At 74.3% G+C, this 17,760-nt stretch carries 13 protein-coding genes; 4 read left to right on the forward strand and 9 right to left on the reverse strand.

Features of this window, described 5'->3' with window-relative positions:
- The first annotated feature begins 9 nt into the window (after positions 1 to 9).
- Both AMK26_RS18870 and AMK26_RS18875 read left to right on the forward strand, forming a co-directional pair.
- The gene (locus AMK26_RS18870) at positions 10 to 1,611 is read left to right on the forward strand and encodes a polyamine aminopropyltransferase (protein WP_073755857.1); all 1,602 of its coding nucleotides are present in this window, start codon (positions 10 to 12) and stop codon (positions 1,609 to 1,611) included.
- A gap of 75 nt (positions 1,612 to 1,686) precedes the next feature.
- Positions 1,687 to 2,292: a response regulator transcription factor gene (locus tag AMK26_RS18875; RefSeq protein ID WP_073755858.1), complete on the forward strand. Its 606-nt coding sequence runs from the start codon at positions 1,687 to 1,689 to the stop codon at positions 2,290 to 2,292.
- Here AMK26_RS18875 and AMK26_RS18880 read toward each other — a convergent pair.
- From AMK26_RS18880 to lanKC, 4 genes are all read right to left on the reverse strand, one after another.
- Positions 2,261 to 4,144 (reverse strand): ATP-binding cassette domain-containing protein, encoded by a 1,884-nt coding sequence (locus AMK26_RS18880; RefSeq protein WP_107421004.1) that lies wholly within the window; start codon positions 4,142 to 4,144, stop codon positions 2,261 to 2,263. The two genes, AMK26_RS18875 and AMK26_RS18880, sit on opposite strands and share 32 nt — an antisense overlap.
- Positions 4,141 to 5,943, reverse strand: a complete 1,803-nt coding sequence (locus tag AMK26_RS18885) for an ABC transporter ATP-binding protein (protein WP_079277676.1) — start codon at positions 5,941 to 5,943, stop codon at positions 4,141 to 4,143. The genes AMK26_RS18880 and AMK26_RS18885 overlap by 4 nt, the downstream gene beginning before the upstream one ends.
- Positions 5,944 to 6,022: 79 nt before the next feature.
- Positions 6,023 to 6,133: a SapB/AmfS family lanthipeptide gene (locus AMK26_RS36220; protein ID WP_107420982.1), complete on the reverse strand. Its 111-nt coding sequence runs from the start codon at positions 6,131 to 6,133 to the stop codon at positions 6,023 to 6,025.
- Between the two features lie 17 nt (positions 6,134 to 6,150).
- The gene (gene lanKC / locus AMK26_RS18890; RefSeq protein ID WP_073755859.1) at positions 6,151 to 8,757 is read right to left on the reverse strand and encodes a class III lanthionine synthetase LanKC; all 2,607 of its coding nucleotides are present in this window, start codon (positions 8,755 to 8,757) and stop codon (positions 6,151 to 6,153) included.
- A gap of 254 nt (positions 8,758 to 9,011) precedes the next feature.
- Here lanKC and AMK26_RS18895 point away from each other — a divergent pair, with 254 nt between their 5' ends.
- Positions 9,012 to 11,138 (forward strand): ATP-binding protein, encoded by a 2,127-nt coding sequence (locus tag AMK26_RS18895; protein WP_241837964.1) that lies wholly within the window; start codon positions 9,012 to 9,014, stop codon positions 11,136 to 11,138.
- On the opposite strand, the gene AMK26_RS18900 is transcribed toward AMK26_RS18895, so the two are convergent.
- The 3 genes from AMK26_RS18900 to AMK26_RS18905 all read right to left on the reverse strand — a co-directional run bounded on the left by AMK26_RS18900 (position 11,119) and on the right by AMK26_RS18905 (position 14,444).
- Positions 11,119 to 12,966, reverse strand: coding sequence for a hypothetical protein (locus AMK26_RS18900; RefSeq protein ID WP_073755861.1), 1,848 nt, complete (start codon positions 12,964 to 12,966; stop codon positions 11,119 to 11,121). The genes AMK26_RS18895 and AMK26_RS18900 overlap by 20 nt on opposite strands.
- A gap of 54 nt (positions 12,967 to 13,020) precedes the next feature.
- On the reverse strand, positions 13,021 to 13,179 hold the full coding sequence (locus tag AMK26_RS37020) for a hypothetical protein (protein ID WP_158071131.1): 159 nt from the start codon (positions 13,177 to 13,179) through the stop codon (positions 13,021 to 13,023).
- Between the two features lie 77 nt (positions 13,180 to 13,256).
- Positions 13,257 to 14,444, reverse strand: a complete 1,188-nt coding sequence (locus AMK26_RS18905) for an MFS transporter (RefSeq protein ID WP_443333177.1) — start codon at positions 14,442 to 14,444, stop codon at positions 13,257 to 13,259.
- Between the two features lie 59 nt (positions 14,445 to 14,503).
- On the opposite strand from AMK26_RS18905, the gene AMK26_RS18910 reads away from it, so the two are divergent.
- Entirely contained in the window at positions 14,504 to 15,250 is a 747-nt protein-coding gene (locus AMK26_RS18910) for an AraC family transcriptional regulator (RefSeq protein ID WP_073755862.1), read from the forward strand.
- A gap of 60 nt (positions 15,251 to 15,310) precedes the next feature.
- Here the strand turns inward: AMK26_RS18910 and AMK26_RS18915 are convergent, their stop codons facing one another.
- The gene (locus tag AMK26_RS18915) at positions 15,311 to 16,198 is read right to left on the reverse strand and encodes a peptidoglycan-binding protein (RefSeq protein ID WP_073755863.1); all 888 of its coding nucleotides are present in this window, start codon (positions 16,196 to 16,198) and stop codon (positions 15,311 to 15,313) included.
- A 32-nt stretch (positions 16,199 to 16,230) separates the two neighbouring features.
- Entirely contained in the window at positions 16,231 to 17,745 is a 1,515-nt protein-coding gene (locus AMK26_RS18920; protein ID WP_073755864.1) for a DUF6519 domain-containing protein, read from the reverse strand.
- Between the last annotated feature and the right edge of the window lie 15 nt (positions 17,746 to 17,760).

Below are 17,760 nucleotides of genomic sequence, written 5' to 3' on the forward strand. Positions count from 1 at the left end.
ACCCCCTCCATGAGCACCACCGTCCTGGACCGCACCACTGAGGCCGCCACCCCCCGACCGGCGAGGGCCCACGCACGCGGAACACGTTTCCTGCTGCTGCTCGCGGTGTTCATCTGCGCGGCCTGCGGCCTGGTCTACGAACTGGCGCTGACGGCGCTGGGCAGTTACCTCATCGGCAACTCCGTGATGCAGACCTCCGTGGTCATCTCCGTCATGGTCTTCGCCATGGGCATCGGGTCCCTGGCCGCCAAGCCCCTGCAACGGCGCGCGGTCGGGGCCTTCGCCCTCGTCGAGATCCTGCTCGCGCTCGTCGGCGGGCTGTCGGTGCTCATCCTGTACGTGGCGTTCGCCTGGCTGCGCCTCTACATGCCCGCCATGGTGGTCGTCTCGTTCGTCGTCGGCCTCCTCGTCGGCGCCGAGATCCCGCTGCTGATGACGCTGCTTCAGCGGATCAGGCGCCAGGAGGCCGGCAGCGCCGTCGCCGACATGTTCGCCGCGGACTACGTCGGCGCGCTCGTCGGCGGCCTGTGCTTCCCGCTGCTGCTCCTGCCCGCCTTCGGCCAGCTCAAGGGCGCGCTGGTGGTGGGCGCGGTCAACGCCGTGGCCGGGGTCGTCGTCGTCCTGTGGATCTTCCGCCGCGAGACCCGCCCGGTGGTGCGCAACGCGCTGCTGGCCGGCGCCGCCGGTGTCCTTGCCGTCCTCGGCACGGTGTACGTCCTGGCGGACGACATCGAGGTCACCGCCCGTCAGCAGCTCTACCGCGACCCGATCGTCCACGCCGAGACCACCCCGTACCAGGATATCGTCGTCACCCGGTCCACCGCCTTCACCGGGGAGCCCGACACCCGGCTGTTCCTCAACGGCGACCTGCAGTTCTCCTCCGTGGACGAGTACCGCTACCACGAGGCGCTCGTCCACCCCGCCCTGTCGGGCAAGCGGTCCTCCGTACTGATCCTCGGCGGCGGCGACGCGCTCGCTCTGCGGGAGGTGCTGCGGTACGACGACGTCGACACGGTGACCCTGGTCGACCTCGACCCGGCGGTGACGCGGCTGGCCCGCACCTTCGCCCCGCTGCTCGACCTCAACGACCACGCGCTGTCCGACCCGCGCGTCACCGTCGTCCACGCCGACGCCTTCACCTGGCTGCGGGACGCCACCCGGCGCTACGACGCGGTCCTCATCGACTTCCCCGACCCCGACACCGCCTCTCTGGCCAAGCTCTACAGCGTGGAGTTCTACCACCTGCTGGGCCGCGTCCTGAACCCCGACAGCCGGGTCATGGTCCAGGGCGGCTCGCCGTTCTTCGCGCCCAAGTCGTACTGGTCCATCACCGCCACCATCCGCGAGGCCGGCTACGCGACCACCCCGTACCAGGTCGACGTCCCCAGCTTCGGCAACTGGGGCTTCATCCTCGCCACCCCCGGCACCGACGGCCCACCGCCCGCCCTGCGCCTGGCGGCCGACGCCCCGCCGCTGCGGTTCCTGGACGACGACGTCCTCGCGGCCTCCACCGTCTTCCCGGTGGACCGCCGCCCCCAGGACGTACGGGCCAGCACGCTGATGGACCCGGCGGTGCTGGAGTACACCCGCCACGAGTGGCAGAACTACTGACCGGGCACGTCCCGGCACGAGCGGGGATAATCCGTCGTAGGGCAGGTCCTACCGGTCCCACCGCAGGGAGTGCCAGTGATCCGTGTTCTTCTCGTCGAGGAAAACGGGCTGCTGCGCGGGGCGCTCGCCGCTCTCCTGACCCACGAGGACGACATGGAGGTCGTCGCGGAGTCCGGCGGAAACGGCCAGATCCTCGCGCGAGCGCTGTCGTACCGGCCCGACGTGGTCGTCATCGACGTCGACGCCCACCAGGACCAGGCCCTCGCCACGGCGGGTGAGCTGTGCGAACGGCTCCCCGAGTGCCGCACGCTGCTGGTCGCGGGGGCGCCGACGCTGGAGCGACTGCGGCGGGTGCTCGCCCTGCGGCCGCCCGGCCTCATCGGGAAGGACGGGCCCCCGGACCGGCTCATCGAAGGCATCCGCAAGGTGGTCGGCGGACAGCGCTACATCGACCCCGAGCTGGCACTGCAGGTGCTCGACGCCGTGGAGAACCCCCTGACGCCGCGCGAGCGGGAGGTCCTGCGGCTCGCCGCCGACGGCACCCCGGGAACGGAGATCGCCGACCGGCTGTCGCTGTCCGTGGGCACGGTGCGCAACCACCTGTCGGCGATCACCCGCAAGATCGGCGCGCGGAACCGGATCGACGCCATCAGAATCGCCCGGGAGTCGGGCTGGCTGTGACCTCCCAGTGCCCGACGAGGTCCCGGTAGAGGGCGGAGCCCGCCATCAGCTCCTCGTGCGTGCCGAGGCCGGCCCGCGTGCCGTCCAGCACCAGGACGCGGTCGGCCCGCAGCGCCGAGCTGATCCGGTGCGCGCACACGACCAGCGTGCCCGCACGGCGCGCGAACGCCACCTCCGCGCGACGCTCGGCCTCCGGGTCGAGGTGGCACGTCGCCTCGTCCAGCAGGACCAGCCCCGCGGGCGGGAGGTACGCGCGTACGAGGGCCAGCAGCTGGCGTTCACCGGCCGACAGCTCCTGCGGATCGGCGGGCGCGTCGTAGCCGCCCAGCCGTTCCACGAGCGGCCGCGCGCCGACGGTGTCCACGGCCGCGTCGACCGCCTCCGGGGCGGCGCCGGGCTCCAGATACGTGAGGTTCTCCCAGAGCGTCCCGGCGAACACGTACGCCTCCTGCGGGATCAGCACCCGCCGCCGGGCGAGCCCGTCGGTGGCCAGGCTCCGGACCGGTACGCCGTCCAGGCGGACCTGCCCGGCGCCCGGTTCCAGCACGCCCGCCACCAGCGCGGCGAACGTCGACTTCCCCGCCCCGCTCGGCCCCACGACGGCCAGGTTCTCCCCCGGTCGCAGCACCAGGTCCAGCCCGCTGATCACCGGCTCGGCGGACCGCGCGTACCGGAAGGTCACCCCGTCCAGCTCCACGTGTGCGCCACGCGGCCGGTGAGCCGCCCGCCCGCCGGGCGGCCGCCGTCCGGCCCCCGGCCCGAGGCCGCCACGTGCCGGTCCCGCCGGGCCGCCGCCCGCCGGGCTCTTCGGGCTGCCGCTTGCCGGGGCCGCGAGGCCGCCGCCCTCCCGGCCGCTACCCGCCGGGGTCGCCGGTCCGCCGCCCGCAGGTACCGGAGCGGCGGGCGCGGACACCTCCGTGATACGGCCGATCGTCACCAGCAGCCACAGGCCGCTGCCGCCGACGCCCTGGACGAGGCCCTGCAGCGCGGGCTGCAGGCCCTGGGAGACGTATGTCACCGCGCCCAGTACCGCGCCCGCCGTCACGCCGCGCTGAACGAGCCACGGTGCGCCGGCCAGGAGGAGGACGAGGGGCAGCCAGCCGCCGATGCCCAGGGACGCGGTGCGCAGGGCGGTCGCCCGGGCGAGTGCCCGGGTGGCGCGGGCGGCGGCGTCGATGCGGGCGCCCGTCCGCTCCCGTACGAGATCCTCGGCGCCGCACGCCACGACGTCCCGCAGCCCGCCGGTCAGCGTGCCGACGCTCTCGGCCGTCCCCTCGTCGGCCAGCACCACGGCCCGCTGCCTGGCGGCCAGCGCCCGCAACGCCCCGGCGAACAGCCCGAGTCCGGCGAGCAGCGGCGGCACCACGAACAGCAGCAGGGCCGGGTCCAGTGTGGCCAGCCCCAGCAGCACGCCCACCGCCGTGACGACGAAGCCCTGCACGAAGACGACGACCGCCCCGTACGCCTCCCTGGCGATCTCCACGTGCTCGGTCAGGCGGGCCACGCCCGCCGTGTCGGCCGGCCTGCCCACCTGGGCGGACCGGTGCAGCGTGCCCGAGGTCACGAGGGTGACCAGCTCGTCCCGGAGCGGCTCGACGAGGGCGGACAGCCCCAGCGTGGCGTGGTGTGTCGCCCACGCCCCGATCACGACGGCGGCCGCCAGCGCCCCCAGCCAGGCGAGGCCCGTCCCGGTCCGGCCGGCGAGGAAGCCGTCGTCGACCGCACGGGCGACCGCCCACCCGGAGAGGAACGCCGGCACGCCCTGCAGCAGCGACCACCCGGTGAGCCGTACGAACGCCCCGCGCCGCCTGCGCAGCGACGACAGCAGCAGCTCTCCCGCCCGGCCGGTCACGGCGGGTCCTCGACCGCCGCCGCGGCCCCCTCGCGCGGCCCGGCGGGCCACCCGCCGCCGGACGCCCCGTCCGCGCCGCCGGCCGCGTCCGGGCCCACCGGCTGGAACGCGGCCCGGTAGGCGGGGTCCGACCACAGGTCGCGGTGCGTGCCCCGGGCACGTACACCGCCTCCGTCCAGCCAGACGACGAGGTCCGCGCGGGCGGCCGTGGAGGCCCGGTGCGTGACCACCAGACGGGTACGGCCCGCCAGGACGCCGGTGCCGGTGAGCACCCGGCTGATGTGGTGCTCGGTCACGGTGTCGAGGCTGGCGGCCACGTCGTCCAGCACCAGCACCCGGCCCGCCGGCACGAACTGCACGAACGCCCGCGCCAGCCCCACCCGCTGCGCCTCGCCCCCCGAGATCGGCGCGTCGGCGAGCCGCGTCCCGTACCCCTCCGGCATCCGCCGGATGAACGCGTCCGCCCGCGCCGCCGCGGCCTGCCGCGACACCTCCTCCGCGCCGACCCCCCGCCTCGGCCCGAAGGCGATCGCGTCCGCGAACGTCTCACCCAGCAGCACTGGCCGTTCGAAGCCGTACGCCACCGCCCGCCGCAGCGCGGACCGGTCGAGGCGGCGCAGCGGCACACCGTCCAGCAGCACCTCGCCCTCGTCGGGCTCGATGAGCCGCCCGGCCAGCGCGGCCAGCACGGACTTGCCCGATCCCGAGCGCCCCGCGACCGCGACCAGCGCCCCTCCCGGGACGGTCAGCCACAGGTCCTCCAGGACGGCGGCGCCGCCCGGCCCGCGTACGGTGACGCCCCGGAACTCCAGCCGTCCCGGCCCGTCGGGCAGCCTCTCGTCCCCGTACGGCACCGGGGGCTCGGCGAGCGCCTCGGCGACGCGGCCCGCGGTCGCCCGGGCCAGGGCGAGCCGGCTCGCCGACGCCACCAGGGAGCTGATACCGGTGGCCAGCGCCACGTACTCGCCGGCCGCCAGGACCTGCCCAGGGGTGATCCGCCCGCGCGCGAGCTCCAGCCCGGCGACCGTGAGCACGGCGACCTCCAGCAGCGGGATGGCCAGCGCCTCCCGCGACGACACCCGCGCGAGCGCCCGCCACATCCCCGAACCGTGCCGGCGCAGCTCCGGCAGCGGACCGAGCACGCGGCGCTCCTCGCGGTCCAGGGTGCCGGCCGCGGCGATGGTCCGGATGCCGGCGAGGGCGTCGACGAGCCGGGCGGCCACCCGGCCCTGCGCGTCGAAGTAGCGCTCGTTGATGTCGGAGGCGTCGCGGATGAAGGTGCGTACCAGGGACAGCACGATGGGCAGCCCCACCAGGAAGGTGAGGCACAGCCAGGGGTCGATGAGCGCCAGCGCGACGATCGCGCCGAGCGGCGGCACCAGGTCCATGACCGCCCACACCAGGGTCGACGCCACCTGCCCGGTCCGGGCGGTGTTGCCGACCAGCCGGCTCACCAGGTCCCCGGCCGTGAAGCGGCGGGTGGCGCGGGGGCCGAGACCCAGGACGTTGCGCAGCAGGGTGTGGCGCAGCCAGGCGACGGACCGCGCCTCGGCCAGCTTGCCCGCGAGGTCGTCGACGATGTCGCACACCATCAGCAGGCAGATCGCCGCGATGCTCAGGGACAGCCACAGCTCGGTGTCGCCCCCGCTGAGCACGGCGTCGAGCGTCCGGCCCATGAGGGCCGGCAGCACCGTGTACACACCGGCGAGCAGCAGTGCGGTCGCCAGCATGACGGCCACCCAGGGCCCGCCCCGCCGCGCTGCCGCCCACAGCAGCCGGTCCGCGGCACGTCGGTCCATGGGCGTCTCCCGTCACACATGCCCGTACACATACGAGAAGGGGCGGGGACGCCGAGGGCGTCCTCGCCCCGGTGGTGGATCAGCAAAGCAACAGACTCAGCCCGCTGGCACCGCAGTGCTTGCTGGCACGGCTGCCCTTGGGCGGACGGCGGTAGCTCGTTTCCATGCCCTGCAGGTCGAGGATCGTCATGTCGGGTCACCTCCCTTCTACTGCTCCGTGGGGACGGGGACGGTCATGGCTGTCAGGGCGCGCGAAGGCGCCAGGAACGGCAGGTGTACGGGCGCGTCGTGGAGCGCGGCGCCGAGCGCCAGCAGCACCCCGGCGCTGCCGGTGGCCAGGTCCAGAGAGAGCCGCAGCAACTCCTCGCCGGGGAACATCAGGCGGCCCCGGCGCACCACGGCGTACCGGGCCAGCCGGCGGATCTGGTCGGCGACGACCGGGTCCCGCCCGGCCGCCGTGCCGGACGGGTGCGCGCGGCTGAGGTGGAGGATCATCCCGGCCAGGCCGTCGAAGAGGCCAGGCTCCATGTAGAACCCGCCCTCGGCGGCCTTGCGGATCGCGGCCGAGGCCTCGGCGAACCGGTCGTCGTGGCGGTGGGCGAGGTAGTCGTCGACGACGAGGCCGATGCCGACACTGCCGTCGGCGAGGTACGGCATCGTCCGCCAGCCCTCGTTGACCTCCATGTCCCCCTCCTCGCGCACCACGCACCGGCGCAGGTCCTGCCGCAGGGCCGTCGCGGCGAGATCGAGGAGCGCCGGCTCACCCGTGCGGTCGTACCAGCGGAGGAAGAGCAGCGCGGGGCCGGACGAGCCGCGCAGCAGCCCGGCGTACGGCTGCTGACCGCCGCTGGTCGCGGGTACGGCGTCGGCCGGGCCGAGCCGGGACGCCACGGCGTCCACCGCCTGCACGGCCGCGTCGTGGAGGGCGGGGTCGCCAGTGACCGACGCGAAGTGGAGCAGGCTCAGGCCGATGCCCGACAGGCCGCCCTTCAGGTCCAGGCCGAGCTCCTGCCAGCGTTCACCCGCGCACAGGTCGAGGATCTTCAGCGCCTCGTGCCGGTGGCCGAGGTGGTCGAGTACGTACGCGACACCGTGCAGGCCGTCGTAGAAGCCGAGACGGGTCCCGGGCTGCGGGCGCAGGGCGCGCCGGATCAGCCACTCCTCGTGCTCGGGGTGGCGGCCGGCACCGGTCACGTCGAGCGCGTACAGCACCCCGGCCGCGCCGTACGCCACGCCCAGACCGCCGCCCGGCGTGTCGAACTGCTCGATGTCGCCGGGGAAGAGCCGGTCGTCCCGGTGGGGCGTGGCCTCCGCGAGGATCGCGCCCGCCAGTGACGCACGGGCCTCCGCCCAGCCGTCGCGGTCCGGCCGCAGCCGCGGTCCCGGGCCCGCTGACGTCCCGCCGTCACCGGTGATGGTCCGCACCGCCTCGTCGAAGAACCGGCGGGGGACCGGGAACGCGCGCGCCGCTTCCCGGGCGAGGTGGGCCGCCTTGCCGGGTTCCAGGAAGAACAGGCCGGTCAGGGGCATGAAGAGGAAGATCTTGAGGCAGGCGAGGGCGTAGTCGTCGACGGCGAAGCCGCGCCGCTCCCTCGGTGCGGTGAACCCCTCGGCGCCGAGGACCTGCCGCCGTTCCTCCGTCACGTCCGTCGCGCCCTCGAAGTCGATCAGGACGACCCGGCCGTCAGGGCGGACCATGATGTTCGACGGCTGTACGTCACCGATGACCACGCCACGGTCGTGGATCGCCGTGACGGCCCGCCGGACCCGGTCGTACAGGTCCATCGCCCAGGCGGTGTAGTCGGCCGGCGCCGCCGCATCGGGCTGCGACCTGACCAGGGGGTACCGCTCGACGAAGAGGTCCTCCAGCTCCGTCCCCTCGACGAACTCCTCGACGAGGAAGTGGTGCTCGGCCCGCACGAAGTGGTCGTGCACCGCCGGTACGCAGTCCAGGCCGCGCAGCCGCTCCAGCATCTCCCTCTCGGTGCGCAGCCTCGCGACCGCGTCCCGGCCGTCGGTGGTCAGCCCCGCGTAGGGCCGGGCCTCCTTCAGCACCACCCGCTCCCCGGTGCGCAGGTCCTCGCCGGCGTAGAGGCCACCGCCGTTGGAGAAGTGCAGGGCGCTCTCGAAGCGGTACGGCAGGTCCGCGAGGACGGCCCCGCCGCCCCGCACGGCCAGGTGCGGGGCGAGGAAACCGGGCAGCTCCACCCACTCGGGCACCTGGAACGTCGGCCCCCGGACGTCCGGCACCAGCCGGCCCTCGCCGTCCTCGATCGCGAGCTCCACCTCACCGTCGGGCGAGACGCAGTACCGCTCGGCGAAGGCGCCGTACCGGACGTACAGCGGGCCCTCGCCCCAGCGCAGATCGCTGAGGATGTACGGTCCGGGGCGCCCGGCGAGCACCGTGCCCAGCTCGGTGAGCACCCGCTCCAGCGCGGCCTCGTCGGCCGGGTAGATCGTCACGAACTTGCCGCTCGACCCGCGGTGCGCGTACTTGGCGTTGGCCAGCAGCAGCACGTCCTGGCTGGGCAGGAACTTGAAGGTGATCCGGCGCGGGACGCAGTAGTCCCAGACGTCGGTGAGGGTCCGCGCCGCGTTGTCGAGGCACGCCGACACGTGGATCTTCCAGCCCTGGAGGGGAAGGGGGACGTCATTGGGGCGGAGCACGACCCAGTCGTCGACCTCGGAGCGGCGCCAGGTGCCGGGTGCGGGGCGCCGGGCCTGTGCGAAGGCGGTGTCTCCGCCATGGACGAGGCCCGGTGTGTCGTAGAAGTCGGCGTCCATGAGGCAGTACGCCTCGTAGCGCTTGTCCACCTGTTCCTCCCGTCCCCGGGACCGGTCGGCCCCTGAACCGGGTGATGGTGCCGGTGCGGCGCGGTGTGGCACCGCCTCAGCAGTGACGATTGCAGAGTTACGGGTTCGGGAACACCACCGGCTGTCACGCGATGTGCGTGAAAAAATCACGGCCGGGCCGTGACCCCGGCAGGGGCGCCCAACGCGTCGTCAGCAGCCGCTACGGTTGCATCCGACGGCGTACACGGGGAGCGGGGGACGGAATGCTGGAGCCCATGTCACTGGCGGCCATCACGGCGGTGCTGGGTGCGGTGGGGGCCGGAATGGCCAACGAAGCCGGAAAACGGGCCTGGGAGTCGGCGGGCGGCCTGGTACGGCGGATCGCCGGACGGGAAGTGGCCGCACCCACCGGCACGGGGGAGCGGGAGGCGGTGGCCCGCATCGTGTTCGAGGGAATCCAGGGCGACCCCCAACTGGCGCGGACCTGGGCGGAGTTCACCCGGGGCGTGCCGCTCGCGCGGCGTACGGCCTCCGCACGGCCCCAACTCCCGCCGTCCGTCCGCTTCTTCACCGACCGCCGGGAAGCGCTGAAGCTCCTCGACCGGGAGGCGTCCCGCCCCGCCGACGGCCGGCCCCGCGTGGCCCTCCTCCACGGGCCCGAGGGCATCGGCACCAGCACCCTCGCCGTGCACTGGGGAAGCCGGGCGGCCCAGCGCTTCCCGGACGGGCAGCTGTACGTCGACCTGCGCGGCGGCTCCGCCGGCAGCGCCCTCGACGTGTCCACCGCACTGCGCCGGCTGCTGGCACAGCTCGGCGTACCGGACGAGGAGATGCCGCCGGCACGGGAAGGGCGTACCGAGCAGTTCCGGCGGCTCGTGGCCGACCGGCTGCTGCTCGTCGTCCTCGACCACGCCCACTCGGCCGCCCAGATCCGGCCGCTCATCACCTCGGCGCCCGGCGTGTTCACGCTCGCCGTCTCCCGGCACCCGCTGCCCGGCCTCGACGCGCTCCGCGTCCCCGTCGGCCCGCTGGCCGACAGGGACGCGAGGCGGCTGCTGGCCGAGATCGCCGGCAAGCCGGCACTCGCCGCCGCGAGGGCCACGCTGCCGCCGGTACTGGCCCGTTGCGGCGGATCGCCCTACGCCCTGCGTGCCGCGGCACTCCGACTGTCCCCCGCCTCGGCGCACGCGGACCTGGCTCGGGAGGCGGATGTGCCGCTGCCCGGGAACGACCCCGTCCACACGGCCGCGGAGGACACCTACGTCCTCCTGGAGCCGCCCGCCGCCCGCCTGTACCGGTTGATGGCCCTGCGCCCGTGGCCCGCCATCACCCCCTCGGTGGCCGCGCTCGCCACCCGTATCGAGGAGGGCACCGCCGCCCGCCTCCTCGCCGAACTCGCCGACCGGCAGCTCCTGGAGGACACCGGCGACGGCCGCTACCATTACCGCCCCGCCGTACGCCGGCACGCCGAGCGGGCCGCCGTCCGCGAGGACGGCATCACGGCCTGCGCGGGCGCCGTGTCCCGGACCATCGAGGCCCACCTGCGGCTCGCGCTGCGCGCCGCCCGGGGCGCACTGCCCGAGAGCTGGCGCGTCCCGCCCCTCCCGGACGGTCTCATCCCGATCGGCGACAGGGGCGAAGCGCTGGCCGTACTGGCCGCCGAGTCGGGCAACATCGTCCAGGCGGTGTACGCCGCGGAGGAGTTCGGCGACCACGACACCGTGACGCTGCTGGGCCGGGCGCTGTGGCCGCTCCAGCTCAAGGCCGGCCACCACGATGAACTGCTGCCCGCCCTGCGGCTCGCCGTGGCCACCGCCGCCACCCACCGGCCCGGCACCCGCGTGGCCGGCGCCTTGCGCTTCCAACTCGCCCACTCCCTCATCGAGTCGCAGGCATACCAGGAGGCGGAGGAGCACGTGCGTGCGGCCGTCGCGGACGAGCGCACGGCCGGACACGCCCGGGGCCACGCCTCCTCGGTCGAACTCCTGGGGCTGCTGCGACTGCGGCAGTGGCGCTTCGACGAGGCGTACGGCTGCTTCGACGAGGCCGGGCGGATCTACGACGGGATCGGCTCCGCCGACGAGGGCGCCGCGGACCTGCCCCGCGCCCGCGCTCTGCTCGACCGTCACCGGGGCCGTGCGCTGCGCGGCATGGGCAGGCACGCGGAGGCGCGCGAGCGGCTGGAGGGCGCGCTGCGGTTCTTCCGGGGCAGCGGGGAGGCGTACAACACGGCACGTGTGCTCACCGACCTGGCCGAGCTGAGCCTGGACGGGCAGGAGCGTGCCGCCGCGTCGGCGCTGGTCGACGAGGCGATCGCGAAACTTGACAGCGAGGGCGCGTCGTACCACCTCGCCCACCTGCGCACGCTGCGCGAGTGGTGCGTCAGCCCGCCCACTCCGTGACGGTGACCTGTTGGGCGACGGCCCCTGTCCGGACGGTCAGCCCCTCCGCGACCAGCTTGTCGACCGGGTGGCCGGCGGCCAGCCACGCGTGCAGCGCGGAGGCGCCGGCTGCCGGATCGACGTCCCCGCCGGGGCCCGAGGTGAGGCGCAGCAGATCACCCGCCCGGGTGCGGACGGTGCAGTCGCCGGGCCCCGTCACGTAGACGGCGAGGGCGCAATGCGGGTGCAGGTTCAGCACTTCGGCGGTCCAGTCGGGCGGTGAGCCGAGACGGGGGTCGTCGGGGGAGCCGTGACGGACGATGACGTCGGCGAGGTCGAGGGCCCCCGGGTCACGGGTGTCCTCGTGGACGGCCGTATGCGCCTCGCCGTCGCCTTCCGGCGCGTACGACGGATCGGCGTACCGTTCCACGGCGACGTCGCACGCCCCCACGAGCCGGGTGAGCACACGGAGCGGAGCGGTGTGCACAGCGGGCTGGTGGCGGGGGAGGGGCAGCGGTTCGAGGAGCGCGGGCCAGGACGGTTCGGGCACGCCCATGCTGTCGTAGAACAGCCGGCGCAGCCGGGTGGCGGACTCGCCCGGCAGCGAGGTGGTGAACTCCCGCGGCCCCGGCAGCGGACGGTGTCGCGCGACCAGGGAGTCGAGTTGCGGGCGTACGGGGGCGTCCGGGTCCAGGCGCGGTGCCCGCCGTACGAAGTCGGCGGCGGGCGAGTGCGGGTCGAGCCCGGCCAGCGGGGCCGCGCCCAGCAGTACGGGGGTGCCGAGCGCCGCGGCGTAGTAGGTGACCGACCCGTGGTCCCCGATCACCGCGTCCGCCGCGATGACGGCCTGCCGCCAGTCCTCCAGCGGATCGACCAGCGTCAGCCCGCCGCGCCGCGCGCGATCCAGCCAGGCGCGGATCTGCCCGGGGCCGTGGCCGTGCCAGATGTTGGGATGCAGGACGGCGGCGAGACGGTACTCGTCGGCGGGGAGCTCGGCGGTCAGACGGGGAAGGAGGGACGGCAGGACGTCATCGCCGCCGTCGCCGAACAACGACTCCGGGTTCCAGGTCGAGTTGAGCACCACGAGCCGCTGCCCACGCCGTACCCCCAGCGCCCGCCGGAACCGCTCCCGGTAGCGGGTGGCCGCCAGCATCCGGTCGAAGCAGGGGTCTCCGGCGAGGACGGCCGTGGGGGCGGCTTCGGGACAGGCGGTGCGCAGCCGGTCGAGCTGCTCGGGGTGGGAGAGGACGAGGGCGTCCGCGATGGGCCGGCCGTCGTCGTCCGAGAGCAGCCACTCCGGGGAGAGCCCGAAAACGGGCACCGGCTTCCCGGCTTCCCGGCTTCCCGGCTTCCCGGCTTCCCGGCTTCCCGGCTTCCCGGCTTCCCGGCTTCCCGGCTTCCCGGCTTCCCGGCTTCCCGGCTTCCCGGCTTCCCGGCTTCCCGGCTTCCCGGCTTCCCGGCTTCCCGGCTTCGCCAGCGTTTTAGTGTAGCCGACGCCATGTGACAGGACGATCAACGTGCCTGGCAGCGCCCGTAGTCGACCGCCGAAGCTCGCCGAGATTGCCAGGTCGACCGGCGTGTGGACGGCCTGTTCCCATGGCACTACCGGTACGCCCGTTTCCGCGAGCAGTTCGGCGACTCCCGAGCTGAACGGCGACGAACCCGTGCAGGAGGCGAGGAGCTGGACGCGTACGTCGTCGTGGAAGAGGGGCACGATGTCCAGGAGCCGGGTCGCCGACGTGACGTTGTGCACGACCAGCAGTACCCGTCGGCAGCGCCCGCGGGTGGTCCAGCGAGAGGCGTCGTCGCCGACCGGAACGCGTATCCAGTCGGAACGTCCCTCGTTCATCCCGTGTCCCTCGGTCGGCCATGAAGCGCCACAGCCTATCGCGGGGGGCGGCGGTCACGTCCGGCCGGGCTGCTGGCAGGTCGGGCACGGTTCGTCCTCGCCGCGGGCGTTGATCACGGTGCCCCACTCGCCGCAGTCGTGGCAGTCGCGAGCCAGGGCGATGTTTGTCCGGAGTGCGGGGGTGGGAGTAGACGGGTCGGCTTCGTGGGCCATGCGGTGAAACTCCTCATACAGCGCGTATGGGTAAGTTTGCCAGAGTTCGTATGTGTATGCAATGGTCCCTGCAAGCCTCACGGATGTACCCGCGGCTCGCGCAGGCCGCACAGCAGCAGCCGCCCCACGGCGGGGAGAACGATCAGAGGGGCGAGCGCGGTCTGCAGGGACGTGGCGTCGGCGAGGGCCCCGATCAGCGGGCTCACGGCGCCGCCCGCGCTGACCGTCAACCCCAGGGTGACGCCGCCGGCGGTGCCGACGCGTCGGGGCAGGTAGTCCTGGCCGAGCGTCACATGCAGGGAGAACGGCACGTACAGGCCCGCCGAGGTGAGGGCGACGAACACGTACAGCAGCGGGCCGGGGACGAGGACGACGCCCGCCACGGCCGGGACGGTCAGGGCGTAGGACCAGCGGACGACGGGCAGGCGGCCGAAGCGCGTGGCGAGCCTCCCGCCGGCCACGGTGCCGACCGCGCCGCCGAGGTAGAGGACGAACAGCGCGACCGTGCCGGCCGCGTCCCCGCCGCCGGTGCGCCCGCCCGCGTACAGCGCGATGAACGTGCCGAGGCCGACGAAGACGACCGAGCGGCACACGATGGCGCCCGACAGGCGCAGGAAGGAGGCCCAGTCGTCCCGCCCGGCGGCCAGGCCCGCGCGGGCGGCCGCCGCCGCGGCGGCCGGCGGCGTCATCGCCCGCAGCGCGGCCACGCACAGGGCCGCGCCCGCGAGGGCGGGGACGACCAGCAGCGGCGAGGCCCGCAGGCCGCCCGTGGCGATGACGGCGGTGACCATCAGGGGCGCCGCGGCGAAGCCGAGGTTCCCGCCGAGGGAGAACCGGCCCATCGCGATGTGGCTGCCACGACTGGCCACCCGCGCCACCCGCGCGGCCTCCGGGTGGTACGCGGCGACCCCGATCCCGGACACCGCGACGACCGCCAGGGTGAGGGCGTACGAGCCGGTGACACCGGCCAGGGCGACGCCGACCCCGCCGGCCAGGGTGCTGACCGGCAGCAGCCACCGCATGGCCCACCTGTCGGTCAGCGCCCCGAACAGCGGCTGCACCGCCGACGACAGCAGCGAGGCGGCCAGGACGACGCCGGAGGCGGCGGCGTACGTGTAGGCGCGCTCGGACACGAGGAACGGCACCAGCGCGGCCACGGCGCCCTGGTAGACGTCCACACAGGCATGCCCGAGGGACAGCAGCGTGATGGGCCGGTTGCGAGAGATCCGGTCGCGAGGAATGCGGTAGCGAGAGGTGAGGGTGATCGACACCCGGCCATCGTCGCCGCGCACGAACTGGCCCGCTTCCGATAAATTGCCCATCCATGCCGGACATCCGCCACACCCCCGAGGCGCCCACCCGCAGCCAGACGCTCGCCCCCGGAGAGCGCATCGACGCGCACCGCCACGACGACCACCAGATCGTCTACGCGGGCTCCGGCGTCCTCGCCGTCACCACCGACTCCGGCACCTGGTTCGCCCCCGGCACCCGCGCCATCTGGGTGCCCGCCGGATGCGTCCACGCGCACCGCGCGCACGGCCGGCTCGACCTGCACCTGCTCGGGCTGCCCGCCGACACCAACCCCCTCGGCCTGGACACCCCCACCGTCCTCGCCGTCAGTCCCCTGCTGCGCGAACTGATCCTCGCCTGCACCCGCGGCCCCCACGACGACACCCCCGAGCGGCGGCGCCTCCGCGCCGTCCTCCTCGACCAGCTGCGCGCCTCGCCCCAGCAGCCCGTCCAGCTGCCCACCGCCACCGACCCCCGCCTCCGCGCCGTGTGCGACCTGCTGCACCGTGACCCCGCCGACCCCCGCAGCCTGGCGTCGCTGGGCGCCGCCGTCGGAGCCGGTGAGCGCACCCTCAGCCGCCTCTTCCGCCGCGACCTGGGCATGACCTTCCCGCAGTGGCGGACCCAACTGCGCCTCTACCACGCCCTGCGCATGCTCGCCGACGACGTACCGGTGACCACCGTCGCCCACCGCTGCGGCTGGTCCTCCACCAGCGCCTTCATCGACGTCTTCCGCCGCGCCTTCGGTCACACCCCCGGCACCCACAACCGCCGTCCCTGAGCCGCGCGTGCCGCTCAGGGACGGTTGACCGGATGCACCGGGTACACCGGGTACACCGGGTCAGACGTTCGGCACCTTCAGCTTGTCCCAGCTCGTCCTGCCCGGGATGCCGTCGGCGTCGCTCCCCGCGTAGCCGAGCTTGCGCTGCCAGGCGGCGTACGACTTCCGGTCGGCCTCGCTCCACTCCGGGCCTGGGCCGACCTCGTACCGTCCGCACCCCTCCGCCACCAGCCGCTTGCCCATCGCCGTGATGACCGGGCTGCGCCGGCCCGGTGTGAAGAACGCGGCGCCGGGGAACGGCTCGTACGACGACGGGGGTTTCGGCGCGGGCGGCTTCGCCGGACCGTCCGGCTTTCTCCCGAGCCGCTGCCCGATCCGGCTCCGCATCGAGTCCATGGTGAACCCGCGCGGGTCGATCTTCCCCGGCTGCCACTCCTTGTGCCCGATCACCGAGCGGTGCGACCAGCCGTGCGCCCGGCACAGCGCGGCCGCCGCCTTCTCGATCGCCTCCAGCTGGGCGGCGGGCCACGGGTCGGTGCCGTTGCCGAGGTTGACGCACTCGAAGCCGTAGAAGTACCGGTTGCCGTCGGTGTTGGCCTCGTTGTCGGCGGGCAGCGACGCCCGCTCGTCGATCACCGCGCGGAGGACGTCGTCGTCGCCGAGCCCCGCGTGGTTGGCCCGCCCGTTGCCGACCAGATGCACCGAGCCGTCCTTGGCGATCACCCCGTGGCACAGCGGGCCCGGCAGGCTCGAATGGCCGTCGTAGCAGATGTTGACGGAGTTCTGGGTGCCCGAGGTGACCGTGTGGTGGATCATCACCCCGTGCACCGGCCCCCACGGGCCCTTGTGATTGCGGTTGTGCGTACGCCAGTTCCGGTGCTCGACGACCTTCAGGCCCTCGTCACGAAGGACCTTGAGCAGCTGGGAGGCGGACAGCGGAGTTGCCATCGTGGTGCTCCTTTCCGGTGGGGTGGGATCCGTCAGCTCTCGCCCTGCGAGGAAGCCGCCGTCTCGGCGGCCCTCGCCTCCGCCTCGGCCTCGGCCTCCGCCGCCAGCTCCTCCTCCTTGGCCGCCGGGACCGGACCGGACAGCGGCCCGAACGCCAGGCGCAGATCCGAGACCGAGCCCTCGCCGAACACCCAGGCCAGCGGCGCGTAGTGGACCTGAATCCCGCTCGCGGCCCGGAGCAGCGGCCGCCGGGCCGCGTCCGCCGGCCACTCCACGTCACCGGTCGCCGTCCGCGCGGCCACGGTCCAGAAGTCGCCGGAGCGGTACGTCCGGCCCGGCTCGAAGTACACCTCGACGCCGTCCTCCAGCGGCAGCCAGCGGCCCTCCTCGATCCGCAGCGCCCCGCCCCGGGCCTTCGGCGCGCCCTTGTGCGCACGGCCGCTCACCGCCCGGTGGTCCCAGCGCCGCAGGAACGGCCCGCGCTCGGGGCGCCGGCCCACCGACGGGTCGGGCTCCGCCGACAGCCGCACGCGCCGCCCCGGCAGGTCGACCTCCTCGACCCGCAGCAGCGGCAGCGGCTCACCGCGGCTGACGTAGGCGGTGTCGGCGAACTCGACCCAGTCGCCCACGTTCACGTCCAGCTTGTCGTCGCCGCCCAGCGAGGCCAGCTCCACCCACGTACCGTCGAGGCCGTCGACCGCGAAGGTCACCGAGCCGTTCTCCCGTGACCACTTGAACGTGGCGTCCTCCGCCGTCCCGCCCTGGTGGACCTCCACCCGGTACAGCTGGTTCTCCGGGCCCCGGTAGCGGGCGTCCGGCCTGACCAGGCACGGGTCCTCGTCCGCGTGGTCAGGGCGCCGGCTGCGCGCCGCCATGCGCGAGGTGGGGGCCTGCGCGGCCGCCCAGGCCGCGAAGGCGGCACGGATCTGGTCCTTGTCCCGCTGGTCCGCCACCTCCAGCCGGTCGCCCGGCAGCGGAAGCACCTGCCAGACGACCTTCAGCCGGGCCGCCGTGTCGGGCATCGCGGAGCCGAGCGCCACCTCCCGCAGCAGCGGGTCCTCGGCCGCGGTCACGACACGCTCCCACACCTTCAGATACGCCAGGTAAGGGAAGTGCGCGGGCAGCCGGTCACCGGGCCGCTCCGGGTCCCGGTACCCGTCGGGCTGGTCCCAGTACGTCCAGGTGCCGGGCGACGCCGGAGGTGTGGCCGTCTCGTCCTCGGCCGCCTGCCCGTCGTCGACGACCGGCGTACCGGAGCGCGGCCGCGTCGCGTCGAGCGCGATGCCGTCGACGTAGTAACGGCCGGGCCCGATGGTCAGCTCGTCCAGCTCCTGGCCACGGCCCTTGAAGTCGATCGCGAAACCGGTCGCGCCGCGCGGGCCGCCGTGCTGTCCGATGACGTCGGCGGCGATCGTACGGGCCAGGGCCAGCTGGATCGCGGCCTGCTCATTGGCGTCCGCGTCGAGCTGGACGCGGCCCTGCTGGGCGATCACCGCCGAGTACTGCCGCTCCGGCCGGAAGGTGACGCGGGAGAGGTCTGCGTGCATGGGAAGGGTCCCCCT

The organism is Streptomyces sp. CB03234, from assembly GCF_001905885.1.
Lineage (GTDB): Bacteria > Actinomycetota > Actinomycetes > Streptomycetales > Streptomycetaceae > Streptomyces.